Annotated in this window: 13 protein-coding genes; 3 read left to right on the forward strand and 10 right to left on the reverse strand. The window is 36.4% G+C overall.

All coding sequences use genetic code 11. From position 1 onward, the window contains the following. Position 1: 1 nt before the first annotated feature. The 9 genes from pstC to K350_RS0103730 all read right to left on the reverse strand — a co-directional run bounded on the left by pstC (position 2) and on the right by K350_RS0103730 (position 9,626). Positions 2-877: a phosphate ABC transporter permease subunit PstC gene (pstC, locus tag K350_RS0103690; RefSeq protein WP_028978746.1), complete on the reverse strand. Its 876-nt coding sequence runs from the start codon at positions 875-877 to the stop codon at positions 2-4. 22 nt (positions 878-899) lie between these two features. Further along, positions 900-1,931 (reverse strand): PstS family phosphate ABC transporter substrate-binding protein, encoded by a 1,032-nt coding sequence (locus K350_RS0103695; RefSeq protein ID WP_028978747.1) that lies wholly within the window; start codon positions 1,929-1,931, stop codon positions 900-902. A 138-nt stretch (positions 1,932-2,069) separates the two neighbouring features. Further along, a complete protein-coding gene (locus K350_RS0103700; protein ID WP_028978748.1) occupies positions 2,070-3,329 on the reverse strand; it encodes a porin in 1,260 nt (419 codons plus the stop codon). A 161-nt stretch (positions 3,330-3,490) separates the two neighbouring features. Continuing rightward, positions 3,491-4,828, reverse strand: coding sequence for a GH1 family beta-glucosidase (locus K350_RS0103705; RefSeq protein WP_028978749.1), 1,338 nt, complete (start codon positions 4,826-4,828; stop codon positions 3,491-3,493). Between the two features lie 16 nt (positions 4,829-4,844). Next, positions 4,845-5,840: a glycosyltransferase family protein gene (locus tag K350_RS0103710; RefSeq protein WP_028978750.1), complete on the reverse strand. Its 996-nt coding sequence runs from the start codon at positions 5,838-5,840 to the stop codon at positions 4,845-4,847. A 130-nt stretch (positions 5,841-5,970) separates the two neighbouring features. Then, on the reverse strand, positions 5,971-6,816 hold the full coding sequence (locus tag K350_RS27280) for a UDP-2,3-diacylglucosamine diphosphatase (RefSeq protein WP_051312845.1): 846 nt from the start codon (positions 6,814-6,816) through the stop codon (positions 5,971-5,973). Between the two features lie 86 nt (positions 6,817-6,902). After that, on the reverse strand, positions 6,903-7,595 hold the full coding sequence (locus K350_RS0103720; RefSeq protein WP_028978751.1) for a response regulator transcription factor: 693 nt from the start codon (positions 7,593-7,595) through the stop codon (positions 6,903-6,905). Positions 7,596-7,718: 123 nt separating this feature from the next. Then, positions 7,719-8,873, reverse strand: coding sequence for a malectin domain-containing carbohydrate-binding protein (locus K350_RS0103725; RefSeq protein ID WP_028978752.1), 1,155 nt, complete (start codon positions 8,871-8,873; stop codon positions 7,719-7,721). A gap of 189 nt (positions 8,874-9,062) precedes the next feature. Then, a complete protein-coding gene (locus K350_RS0103730; RefSeq protein ID WP_028978753.1) occupies positions 9,063-9,626 on the reverse strand; it encodes a DNA-3-methyladenine glycosylase I in 564 nt (187 codons plus the stop codon). Positions 9,627-10,167: 541 nt separating this feature from the next. On the opposite strand from K350_RS0103730, the gene K350_RS0103735 reads away from it, so the two are divergent. The 3 genes from K350_RS0103735 (at position 10,168) to K350_RS0103745 (ending at position 12,828) form a co-directional block, all read left to right on the forward strand. Further along, positions 10,168-11,403: a glycosyltransferase gene (locus K350_RS0103735; protein ID WP_081670882.1), complete on the forward strand. Its 1,236-nt coding sequence runs from the start codon at positions 10,168-10,170 to the stop codon at positions 11,401-11,403. Positions 11,404-11,503: 100 nt separating this feature from the next. Then, positions 11,504-12,400: a LysR family transcriptional regulator gene (locus K350_RS0103740; RefSeq protein WP_342665029.1), complete on the forward strand. Its 897-nt coding sequence runs from the start codon at positions 11,504-11,506 to the stop codon at positions 12,398-12,400. A 77-nt stretch (positions 12,401-12,477) separates the two neighbouring features. Further along, a complete protein-coding gene (locus K350_RS0103745; protein ID WP_028978756.1) occupies positions 12,478-12,828 on the forward strand; it encodes a 4Fe-4S dicluster domain-containing protein in 351 nt (116 codons plus the stop codon). A gap of 102 nt (positions 12,829-12,930) precedes the next feature. Here the strand turns inward: K350_RS0103745 and K350_RS0103750 are convergent, their stop codons facing one another. Continuing rightward, positions 12,931-13,923, reverse strand: coding sequence for an aldo/keto reductase (locus tag K350_RS0103750; RefSeq protein ID WP_037573898.1), 993 nt, complete (start codon positions 13,921-13,923; stop codon positions 12,931-12,933). Positions 13,924-14,027: the final 104 nt, after the last annotated feature.

Below are 14,027 nucleotides of genomic sequence, written 5' to 3' on the forward strand. Positions count from 1 at the left end.
CCTATCTATGATGTTTCTGAAATTTTTTCTTAAGCCAAAAGCTGATATTATTTAAAATAAGTGTGACCACGAATAAGGTCATACCGACAGCAAAAATTGTCCTATATTCAACACTGTCATGTGGCACATCACCCAAACTAACCTGAACGATATAAGTAGTCATGGTCTCGATAGGAACTGTTGGATCCAAAGTAAGACGAGGTTGCTGACCTGCAGCAATAGCCACAATCATCGTTTCTCCGATTGCTCTGGAAACTGCTAATATAATGGATACCGAGATACCTGAAAATGCTGAAGGAACTATAACCTTCCAGGATGTTTGAAACTTAGTAGCTCCGAGCGCAAATGATCCTTCTCTTAGTGATTTTGGTACTGCAAATAGTGCATCTTCGCTCAATGAAGAAACCAGAGGCAAAATCATTATTCCCATCACAATACCGGGAGATAAAGCATTAAAACCTGCCAGTGAGGGAATTATCTTCTGAAACATTGGAGTTACAAATACCAGAGCAAAGTATCCATACACTACAGTAGGAACTGCGGCAAGAATCTCCAACATAGGTTTTACAAGATTCCTGACTGTTTTGTGGGAATATTCACTTAGATAAACAGCTATTGTTAGTCCCAGAGGAACTGCTACAATAGTCGCAATAAACGTGGTGAGCAAAGTGCCTGTCAATAGTGGCAAAATCCCGAACCTTTTATTGCTGAAAAGTGGAGTCCACTCTGTGTCTGTTAAAAACTCAATCAGACTAACTTCTTTGAAAAACCCAATGGTTTCAAAAATTAAAACTCCTATAATACCGACAGTCGTGAATATTGTCAGCAGACTGCAGGCCAACAGGAGTTTTTCAATAATTGTTTCTCTAAGTTTCATTATAATAATTAAGAAGTTCTGATTATTTCAGAACTTCTTCAAGTTTTACTCCAACTGTTGATTCCTTATTTAAGAATACGGAACCTGCCTTTTTCTCTTTGAATCTCTTCTTCACCAATTCATATACTGCTTTACTCAAAGGAATATATTTTGCATCCGGCACCAATACTTCGGCATTATCAATATAAAAGTTTACAAAGCTATCCAAAGATGGGTTTGCCTCTGCTGACTTTTTATTTACATATATAAATAAAGGTCTTGATAAAGGTTGATAAGTTCCGTTCTTTACGGTCTCATCAGACGCAAGCACAGGACCTTTTCCATTCTCATCTTTCTTATCATCAATAGAAATCAGCTTTAGCTTGTCTTTATTTTCTGTAAAATAAGCCAAACCGAAATATCCCAATGCAAATTTATCTGTTGAAATCCCCTGAACAAGAACATTGTCATCTTCACTAGCAGTATAATCTCCTCTGCTTGCCTTGGATTTCCCAACTATTGCTTCAGTGAAATAGTCAAATGTACCTGACTCGTGACCTGCTCCGAAAAGGTGAATTTCTTCATTCGGCCAGCTAGGTCTGATTTGATTCCATTTTACTATTTTGCCTTGTGCCTCAGGCTCCCAGATTTTCTTCAGCTCTTCAACTGTAAGATAATCTACCCAAGTATTCTGAGGATTAACCACTACTGCCAATCCATCATAAGCTATTGGTAATTCTATGTATTCAATTTTAGCTGCTGCACTGACACTGTCTTCAGATTTTTTAATTGGTCTTGAAGCTTCTGCAATATCAATTTCCGAACGTACAAATTTCTTAAAACCTCCACCGGTTCCTGATACTCCGATTGTTACTTTAACATCAGGATTTTCAACCCTGTATTCTTCTGCTGTAGCTTCCGTAATAGGATAAACTGTGCTTGATCCGTCGATCTCAACAGTACCGGAAAGCTTTGATTCCCCCTTTTCTTCAGGACCTTTTTTAGGACCACATCCAAAAAAAGATGTAGCAAATACCGAAAATATAACGGCCCCACTAAAAATGACTTTTTTCATAATTGATAGCAAATTAGACAATTTTAAATATTCGAATGTTAAGAAATTGTTAAGCTTTTTAAATCTCCAAGTACCAAAAAATTATTTCCTGACAATAAAGTCTTTAGAAATGAGATGTGGATAACTTGAGCGGTTTTGTTAGTAGTTAAACTGTAATTGAAGTCTCAAAAGGTTTCCTTTTTGATGATTGACCGGCTTTTTAGAATCTTCAAATCTGCGGTCAGACATCATATAAGCTGCCGTAAATTCCAAAGCTGAATTAATCTGGTATTCCAATCCGAACTCAAGTTCTTTAACTATATAACTTCTTGCATCCTGTTCAATTTTCTTTCCCCCGTTATAATATTGAGCTCTCACATACGGTATAAAAGTCATTTTCTTAACCTTTTGCAAGAACATCACCTGAGCATATCCTCCGTCAAGAGGTTTTCTTTGTACTGAAAAGACTCCATTATTATTTGTAAATCTTGGCCCCATTCCCCAGTTGTACTCCATTTGAAAACCTATAGGCTGTGGATAAACAACCAAAAATCCATCGATTCTCTGCTCCTGAATATTTGTTGGCGATAGTACATCGGCATTTTTAATTTCCTTTGTATTAAAATATCCGGTAAAACCACTTACACCTGCTTCAATATATTGACCAGACTTAAGCTGAAAAGGATAGGACGCCCTGGCTACTACATGCTGAGCATTACCATAATCCAATCTGTTTGTAGTTTGACCATTAAAGATTCCGAAACCTAATACTCCATAATCTCCTGATCCTTTTAAACCCGAAGAAACAAGATGTTTATATCTTTCTCTGATTTTTGGAGGGGTAAAGTATAATAATACTGCCATATCCCGCTCATTGTACATACCGCTGTTGATCGCATCTGAACGATCCAGCGCTATCCTGTTCTGGCTTGACTGGATATTATCAAACCCATATGGAATTTTACTCAGCCCAATTCTGGTTCTTAATGATTTGGAATCGTTAAGATATATGTCACCATAAAGATCTCTAAGCTGAACGAAACCCATTCCCGTTACAGAAGATGCTGGTCCGCTTATTAAGGCATTCGTTGCAAGGTCAGTCTGAATGTACATGTAAACTCTTGGATGGACGTCTCCAAATAAAGTAAGACGTGCTCTTCTAAAAAACAATCCTCCACCATCTCCTATAGATCTGTCACATTGATCACACTTTAGCTGACCGTTAGTCTCCAGCAATCTATTATAACGAATTTGAGTATATCCTCTTAATGAAAGTGTTTCATACCATTTCTTCTTGACTTCCTTTACTTCTACAGGCTTTTCCTGTTTGTATGCAGATGAATCAGATGCGTTCTGAGCAAATAAAACAAATGGGGCAAATAACAAAATAAAAAAAAGGGCACTTAACTTCTTGTTCATAATTTTATGGTGGCTAATTAAATCGAAACAAATTTTGAAATAAAAATTGACCTTAACCACCCTCTAAAACAGTGTTAACCCAAGCTTAACACTGGCATTACAATTACATAATACACATTTAACAATTTCTTAACATTGGATTTTTCCACATTGAATTTCAATCAATTACTATCTGACAAAAAATCTCTATACCAAAGGCCAGATTCCTTAATAGTCCGTTCTTGAGTATCAAAGTCGACATGCACTATTCCAAATCTGGGATAAAAACCTTCCGCCCACTCAAAATTATCTGTCAGTGTCCAGATAAAATAACCTTCGACGTTTACTCCTTCATTCTTTGCTCTCAGCACTTGTCTGATATTATCCTGTATAAATTGAAGTCGCTGAGAATCCAGAACCTTACCATCAAATACAACATCATTAAACGCAGCCCCATTTTCCGTCACCATTAGCTTTTTAATATTTGGATAAGCCTGAAATTTTTTAAGCACGTGATAAATAGCTTCAGGATAAACCTCCCATTTCATTAATGTATGTGGGACCTTTCTCTCTTTAGCTCCAACAATACTTGCCTGCAGATAAGGAGTCCACCAGGAGTATTTAACAATTTCCCGTGTATAATTCTGTATACCGATGAAATCAAAATCAAATGGCATATTACTTTCGTCATCAGCCTTTATATACTTTTCTACATTCAGCAAAGGCTTTCGCAGTTCCTGCGGATAGCCGAGGCCAAGAATTGGCTCTATATATAGACGATTCAATAAAGCATCTACACGGACTGCAGCTTTAACATCTTTATCCCTTTCAGACATTGGTTCTATATGAGAACATGAAAATGTTGTACCAATCTCTGCATCCTTAACAAACTCTCTCAATCTCCTTCCTCCTTCACCCATCGCCAGAGTAGCATGGTGCATAGCCGGAATAAAGTTTTTCATTCCCCTTTTGCCAGGAGCATGAATGCCAAGGAAATAACCAGCACCGGTAAATACCATTGGCTCATTCAATACCATCCACTTTTTAACTCTATCACCAAAATGCTTTGCACATAATTCAGCATAATCGCCAAACCAATACAAAATATCTCTGTTAGTCCATCCACCCATCAATTCCAGTTCATGAGGAAGATCCCAATGGTATAAAGTCACCCAAGGTTCTATTCCTTGAGTCAGGCAGCAGTCAATTAATCTATCATAGTAGTCAATTCCTTTTCTGTTCACATAAAAATGCCCTGAAGGAAGGATCCTTGGCCACGATAATGAAAATCTGAAATTGGGTATATTTAATAACTTCAACAGGTTTACATCCTGATTGTAGCGATTGTAAAAGTCACAGGCTGTGTTTCCTGTATGTTCATTAAGGACATTACCGCTTTTATTGGTAAAGATATCCCATATAGAATGGCCCTTTCCTTCTGCATCGTGAGCACCTTCTATCTGATATGCAGAAACAGCAACACCCCAACGGAATTCTTCCCCGAAATCTCTTCTTTCCAAACCTTATCCTGCAGTTCTATTTTAAACAAATGGCATTTTCCAATACCTTATCAATAATACTTTCTGTAATATCAGGATACTCGACCTTGATTCCACGCTGCTTGCCCACCCAATGACCAATAGTATCAAGGTGCTTTTTCTTTAAAGATTTTATAACCGGAATTCCCATAGACATGAGAGCAGCAGCATTGTAGTGCTGTTCATACTGATTTTTCATAGGAATGACCATCAGTTTCTTCCCAAGGTAAAGGGCTTCTGCAGGGGTTTCAAAGCCAGCTCCACAAAGCACTCCTTCTGATGAAGCCATACTTTTAATGAATGCCTCATTATTGATAGGCTTAATGTTCAGGTTTTTTTCTTTCCAAGGCTTTCTGGAATGCTTGGAAAAAACCTCCCATTTAACATCTTTTACCTTGGAAAGCACTTTGATCAAACGTTCTTCATTGTAAGCAGGAAGATATACTGTATAATGACCTTTACTACATGGTTCAATTTCTCTTACTTCTTTTCTTATAACAGGCGTAAATATATTTTCATCAAAAGCTTCAAAATGAAATCCATAATGATGAGTGGCAGGGGCATATCTTTTAAGAATAAAACTCCCCAGATGATCTGTATGGCTTGGTTTAGGCACCTTTGGCGAAAGGACCGCTGACTGATGACTTAAAGCGATACATGGCTTCCTCTTCAGATGACATGCCCAGGCGCTCACAGGTTCAAAGTCATTGATCACTACATCATATTTTTCGATTGGAATTTCTCTTAGTTCAGAGAAAAACTTTTTACTGTTATTTTTTAAATATGTATTGATAAGATCAACTCCGCCTGACTTTCCGAAAATAAAACTCAAGCCCTGAAACTTATATTTAACCGGATAAGGAAGAGATACATCAGCCTGAATACCGCTTACCAGTATGTCCAACTCACCTCTGCTTTGTAATATAGGAATAATGTCACGGGCGCGGCTCAAATGGCCGTTCCCGGTTCCTTGAATAGCATATAATATTCTCATACAGGTAATAAAAATCGCCTTTTCATTTTGCTGCCTTTCAGAGCAAAATAAAGGATAGTAACGCGGTACTGTAATACAACAGACTGAAGTCTCCTGTATAATTTAAATAGTGTTTTCATACGTTTAAATTTTAACCGGTTATTGTTCTTTTTCTGATTTCAATTTCTTCTTTCAAATGAATGATATCCATATCAAATAAGTCCGTTACTTCTTCCTCCTCGTCTTCTGGAATATCTTCAGCAGAGCTATAATCTGAATAATAAACTATGTTCCAGTTGCCATCAAAATCTTCTACCAGCGCACTTAGGCTTTCTACCCAGTCTCCTGAGTTCATATAGATCGTCCCGTTAATATTCTTAATAGCAGGCTGATGTATATGACCGCATATAATGCCATCACATTTCTTGATTTTAGCAAGGCAGATGATTTCATTTTCAAATTCTGATATATAAGAAACTGCTTTCTTTACCTTACTTTTAACCGCCTGAGATAAGGAGTAGTAAGGTAAGCCTCTTTTCATACGATAGTTGTTATAGCGCTGGTTGAGCCATAAAAGGAAGGTATAACCGATGTCGCCAAGCTTGGCAATCCATTTGAGATTAGTAGTTACCGAATCAAAAACATCACCGTGCACAACATAAAACTTTTTATCTCCGGAAGTAATGATGTAATCCTTTTGAACAGAGATGTTGCCAAACCGGAAAGGAATAATGGTGTCAAGAAAGTCGTCATGATTTCCCCTCAGGTATATGACTTTTGTATCATATTTTTCAATTACCCTTAGTATTCTTTTAAAGAATTTGGTGTGATGCTTCTTCCATGCTCCGAACTTTTTTAGTTGCCATCCATCAATAATATCACCATTGAGGATGAGTTCGTCACAGGAATTATGTTTTAGAAAAGAGGTTATCTCTTTTGCCTTGGAGCCCGAAGTACCAAGGTGTATATCCGAAATTACGATGGTTCTGTAATGCATAACCACTGTTGTTTATTTGAATAACAATAAGGACCCGGGAAAGCAGGTTAAGAAAAGGTTAACAAATCATTAAGTTTGCAGGCAAGTTATTCACTGCTTTCAAATTTATATCCGATTCCTTTGATTGTATTAATGTAGTTTTCTCCAATCTTCTCTCTTATCTTTCTAATATGAACATCTATAGTTCTGGAAACTACAAAGATGTCATCTCCCCAGATTTTCTTGAGCAGATCATCTCTGTTAAAAACTTTATTTGGATGAGAACACAAAAAGAAAAGTAGTTCAAACTCCTTTTTAGTTAGTGCAACCTTCTCATTGTTCTTCAAAACGGTATAACTTTCTTTATTGATTGTTATGTCTTTGAATGAAACAATATTCCCGCTTTTTTCTTCTATTAATCCTCTTCTGAAAATTGCTGATATCCTGCTTAATAAAGCTCTAGGCTTAATAGGCTTTGTAATAAAATCGTTACCACCGACCTCGAATGCTGCTACTTCTGAATACTCTTCCGAGCGGGCTGTTAAAAAAATAATATGCGTATTTTCTGTACCCTCCATGGCTCTGATTTGCCTGCACGTTTCAATGCCATCAATTGTTGGCATCATTATATCCAATAAGATCAGATCTGGAGCAAAAGATTTGATACAATTTATCGCATCTTTACCATCACAGGCAGACTTGGTCAGGTAACCTTCTTTCCTGAGGTTGTAATCCAATATTTCGACAATGGATGGTTCATCATCTACTATAAGTATCCTGTATTTTTTGCTTGCGTTCATGCCCGTTTCTGAATGGCATGTAAAAGTAAATACGGGATGTTCCCTTAATATTACTGAAGTATTAAGGAATTGTTAACTATCTCTTTTCTTCTAATTTTGAAACATTTAGTCCAATATTGTTTATCACCGCAACAACATAACCCTTGCAAAATATTTCTTATTGGAAGTCAAAACCTGAACATAATATTCTCCTGATGCAAGGCTTAATTCTTCAAGATTAAGCCTGATAGACTTTCCGCACAATAGAGCCATATTCTTTCGAAAAATGATCCTGTTTCTTTCATCATATATAGCTACAGTAACAATTCCATTCAAATATCCTTTAAATCTGATCTGAACTTTATCTGCAGTTGGATTTGGAATTGCAACCATATCAGCAGCAATGCTGCTTTCTTCAACGAATACAGGATCTTCTTCAATTTGAAATATTTCAATAGCATTTACCTGAGGATTTCCTTTTCTCCTAAAGAAATTAATGTTTAAAGTCTTGTCGTTCACGTCAACTACACAAGTCTTTTTTATAGCATTCATACCTGCTTCTGCATAAATGTCAAAATTTTCAAGGGCCATTAAATCCTCGACTTTTACATGAAAAATCTGCTGATCCGGACCAGTCACATCACCATTAACCTTTTGAGCAAAATACAGATTGACTTTATATTTCCCGTTTTGGGGAACCGGGAATTTCATGATTAAAGATTTATTCTCAAGCAGGTTTAGTCTATTGTCACCGAAAAGCAAATCAGGAGCTCCTGTGATGTTAGTTCCAGTCCACATATTACTTCCAGTAGTATAATTTGCACTGTTGGCATCAAGATATGGAGCAGGTGCATCCTGCATATCTGTAGCCCATTCCATAGGAAGATCTTTGACAACAGGACCTCCGGAATTAACCCTGTAAAGCATCTTATTCACAAGGATCGTAACAAATATCGTATCATTACCACCATAGCTATCTGAAGCAACAATATATACATTTTCGAATACCCCGGTTTCCATTAGTGGTGTGAGAGAAACTGATGCATTTCCTCCTCCATTGTAAGTAAGCTTAGCAAACGCAGGCAAATTGGTACCCACTATTGATACAGTCTCCTCATCACAGAATGTCATGGATGTATCCAATGTCCCTCCCTGATCGACCTTCAACAACATATACTTTTCACTTACAATTGGATTTTCGTTTAGGGATATCTCTCTGATTTCAGCCATTGAAGGATAGCCACCAAAAAAGCAGCCGATTATCAGGGCGAAAAATTTAGTTAAAAGATTTCTATCCATAGTATTCTATCCATAGTATTCAAGGACTATTAGAAGAACCTGAGGAAAATGAATTTTGTTAAAAATGACAGTTTAAACCTTAATGGCCAAGGTTTTTTGCAAGATAGACTTATCAAACACGAAGTTTGAGAAGTATAAATAATAGAAAGATGGAGTAAATTAATGATATCAATACATTCGCTACTACATTTACAAAACCTGTTTATATCTGAAACATCCCTCTAAATGATCATTTACTAACCCTGCTGCCTGCATGTATGCATAACAAATAGTAGACCCGACAAAAGTAAAACCTCTCTTCTTTAATGCTTTACTCATTGCATCGCTTTCTTTACTTGTAGCAGGGACTTCGCTGATATTCTTTCGATTATTGACTATTGTTTTATCACCGACAAAACTCCAGATATATTTATCAAAAGAGCCAAACTCCTTTTGTATATCAAGGAAGGCTTTGGCGTTTTTAACGGTTCCAAAAATTTTGAGCCGGTTACGAATAATGGATTGATCTAATAAAAGCTTTTCAAGTTGGGCATCAGTCATTTTTGCAACTTTCTTTACATCAAATCCAGCAAAAGCTTTTCGGAATGCTTCGCGTTTATAAAGGACTGTTTTCCAGCTCAACCCTGCCTGAAAAGCATCCAGAACCAAAAACTCAAAATGTTTCTGATCATCATGAACAGGCACTCCCCATTCTTCATCATGATATGCAATCATCAATGGATCATCTTTCGTCCATCCACAGCGGTTTTTCATTTTCCAATGTTTAATTAAACAAAATAAATATTTTTGAATTTGACTTACTTCAACGCCACACGACCAAGAAAGGAATATGGTAAACTTATAAAAATATTTTACCGGAAAAAAGTATAAGTCTATATCCTACAATTACAGATATACAGAAAACATTCCGAGAAGATTCTTAATTTCAATCACTTCATTAAAATAATATTTTTTTAATTTTACCTCAGCTCTTTGATCTGTTACATTTTATAAGTAATTTCAATAGATTTTTTTTGAATATTAATCTAATCAAAGGGGAGGAATATTTAATGAAATCAATCACAAAAAAAAGTCAAAAAAGGTATTATATCTTTCTTAAGAATCTGTTAAAATTACAATAACCGAAGAGGGAGAAATCCAGAAATTCAAATCTGAAAGGATTTATATCCTGCAAACAAAACCTTCTCAAACAGATATTAACAGAAACATTTTTTCAAATCCATTACGAGTAAAATTGAATGGATAATTTACAACAAAAGACTATACTATATAGAAGATTTTAAAAATCGGGTTTATGATGCATGCTTTGTACTATTTCTTACTTTTCGCGAGTAGCCTCATTACATTCTTTCTGCTATTTCCATTTCTTACAGTTCTATTTTCGCTGTTAGTGAGAGAAAAAAAATTTCAGAAAAGCTCTGACCAAAAGGATTTCGGTATCATCATAACTGCCTATAAAAACTTACTAATTACACGTCCTCTTATAGAATCAATACTTGAACAAGGATATGACAAATTCCATATTTATCTCATTGCGGATGACTGTTCTGCAGAGCAAGTATTAACGATTACTGAAAACCCTAAACTAAAAATCTGCAAGCCACATAAAAAGCTAGGATCTAAAGTTCGTTCCCTTATTTTTGGAATGAGCCAAACAGTGAGGAATCACGATGCCATGATAGTAATGGATGCCGACAATCTTATGCACCCTGACTTTCTTACAATTGCTAATAACTACATGGGCGCTGGTTATACTGCTATTCAGGGAAAGAGGGTTGCTAAAAACCTGGACTCTACCACTGCCTGCCTGGATGCAACAGGCGAACTTTATTTTAACTATACCCAAAAGCTTGTACCGTACATATTAAACTCTTCTGCAAATATTGCGGGATCCGGAATGGTAATTGAAACAGAGCTGTTTAAAAAATACCTATCCTCCCCAAGAATTAGTGAAAATAGCGAAGGTCTCATTATCGCAGAAGATAAAATTCTTCAAAACTTCCTGGTAGGAAATAACATTCAAATAGCTTTTGCTAAGGATGCTCTTGTTTATGATGAAAAAATCTCCAAGTCAGATCAATTGGTAAGACAAAGATCCAGATGGCTAAGATCTTATTTTGAAAACACTAAATATTCACTACAATTGGTTGCCTCAGGAATAGAAAGATTCTCTTTCAATAAATTCCTTTTTGGTACTATGACCTTATCCCCACCACTGTTTATTCTGGTATTCTCCTGTGCATTTTTATTTATCATAGATCTTTTATTGTTTCCTCAACTTTCGATCATGGTCTTTACGGGAGGCTTTATATTTGTTTTAAATTTCCTATGGGTTCTCTATCTCGGCAATGCACCTAAAGCTATATGGTCAAATCTGTATGGAATACCTTCGTTTATAATCTATCAGATCCTGGCACTTTTCACTATGAAAAAAGCAGGCAAGGATTTTCTTGTGACGGAACAGGTAAAAATGGTTTCAATAAAAGAGCTTGAGGTAGAAAGAGAAAAAAAAGCAGTACAGCAGGAATAAAAAGTTCATAGGATAGAATTTCCGGGAATTGTTAAATTCGTCCAGCTGGTATGTAAAGGGCGCTCACTAAGCGATTCCCGGTTGCAAAAGGACCTATTTTATGATTTTTGATTTTAGACTTAAAGTATTTTATACAGTTTCTCAAAAACTAAGCTTTACTAAAGCCGCTCAGGAGCTTTTCATTTCCCAGCCTGCCGTCACTAAACATATTAAAGAGCTGGAAGAACAAACCGGCCTGGCACTTTTTAAAAGGCATGGTAATAATATTACCCTAACACCAGCAGGGCAGGTTTTATTAAAACATGCCCAACAAATTTTCAAGGTTTATGCAGCACTTGAAAATGATCTAGCCCAGTTGCAAAATTCCGAAAGCGGAACAATCAGAATTGGGGCCAGTACAACTTTGGCACAATATGTTTTACCTAAAATATTAGCGCTCTTCAAGTCAGCTCATCCTTCTATTCAACTTCATTTTGCAAGTGGTAATAGTGAGTTTATAGAACAACAGATCATCTCAGAACAGATTGACGTTGCTATTGTTGAAGGCATATCTCATCACCCCCAAATCGCCTATGAAGCTTTTGTTAAAGACGAAATTGTTCTGGTAGCTCATGCAGAAAGCAAATTAGGACAGCGAGGAGAATTAAAGCCATCTCAATTAACAACGTTGCCTCTAATACTCAGAGAGCAAGGTTCAGGAACCCTAGACGTTATTTTAAAAGCTCTGGATAAAGACAAAATCACTTTGAAAGATCTTAAAATAGAACTTCAGCTTGAAAGTACAGAAGCGATTAAACATTACCTGTTATACTCTGAATCCGCAGCTTTTATTTCAATTCATGCTATCGGCAATGAGCTCAAAAACAAAGAGCTCGTTATTCTGGAAGTTAAAGGGCTGGACATTTACAGGACTTTTCAATTTATTCAACTCCATGGGAAAACTTCCAGACTTACAGACCTTTTTAAAAGATTTTGCAATAGTCATTATAACTTTTAGTTATCCAATATAAGTTTTTTTGATTAGCTAATTATTTAGAAATCCTTCAATTTTGTTTCATAAAACAAGGAGGAAAAATGGCAATTTTAATTACCGACGAATGTATCAACTGCGGAGCTTGCGAGCCCGAATGCCCTAATACCGCGATTTACGAGAATGGTGCGGAATGGAGCTATTCAAAAGGTACAAGCCTTACTGAAATTGAACTTGAAGATGGGTCTCATATCGACGCAAGTTTAATGAATGAACCTGTTTCAAATGACTTCTTCTATATAGTTCCTAATAAATGTACAGAATGTGCCGGATTTCATGAAGAGCCACAATGTGCGGCGGTTTGCCCTGTAGACTGCTGCGTTCCTGATCCTGATTTTCAGGAAACACAGGAAATTTTACTTGCTAAAAAATCCTGGCTTCACAACGAAAATTAAGCTGCTCCAATATAGTCCGTGGTTGCATCTGCAATTGCGGACTACTTTTTTAACTGGGATTGAGCATTAAAAAAAGTTTTTTGTCTTATGCTTAATTTGAATTTAATTCCATAGAAGTTGTGCCCTGGAAGACCAATATGCTTCGGGCTTTTCTTTGAGACTTTCCAAAATTGCCAAATCCCCCTCATCAAACAAAATTTGCAATGATTCAACATTAGATTTTAATTGTTCTTCTGTAGAAGCTCCACTAAGTGCTACATTAGCCCATTTCTGATTCAATACATAAGCCAATGATATAGCATCTACTCCACAATTATATTTAATGGCCAGCTCATTCAATATTTCCCTTTTACCTACAAAAGATAAATCCTTATTTCTACTTGTTAGTCTTCCATTAGCCAAAGCTTCCTTTACAATAATGCCGCAGCCATATGATGAAGCTTTCATTAAAACATCTGTTGCCGACTGCTCCAACAAGTTCCACGTTACCTGGACTGATTGAAAAAGTCTGTCTCCGCCATTCTGAATGTTCAGTGCTTTATCAAGGGTTTCACTTTGACCAATACCGCTGAGTGAAAGTCCGACTATTATCCCTGATTCCTTTAACTGCCACAATTTGTCAAGAACTTCCTTATTGTCAAGCACACCACTGTCCAATGTCGCTGAATGAATATGATAAATAGAGAGATAATCTCCCAAAAGCTTTGTAGATTCAGGATATTGGCGATTCAGAACATTGAAAGTATGTTCCTTTACTTCATGTTTAGCAGCATCAACTTTCCAATCGGCAGTATAGGTATACCCCCATTTGGAGCCAACTATAAAATCCTTTTTCTCATTATTTGCTTTTATCCAGTGTGATAAAAACTCCTCTCCTCTTCCATAACTTCTTGCTACATCGAAATACCTGATTCCAAGTTTATAAGCAAAGTTCAGCATTCTTAATGTCTGTGATTGCATCGCATTATGGTCATAGTCAAAATTAAGGTCTTTGCCGTGACCAAGATTTATATAACCAGGCCTTCCCAATGCAGCAAGGCCAAGACCTATGCGAGATACCTTTAAGCTAGTCGAGCCAAAATCTATTATGTCCATATTCACAAAAATAACTGAAGAAGTATTCTTATCTATATCCTCCCTTTCGTATCATAAAATAAGAAAGGCAAAAAACTTATAATAATAAGCAGCCACCCTATCTC

The organism is Sporocytophaga myxococcoides DSM 11118, from assembly GCF_000426725.1.
GTDB lineage: Bacteria > Bacteroidota > Bacteroidia > Cytophagales > Cytophagaceae > Sporocytophaga > Sporocytophaga myxococcoides.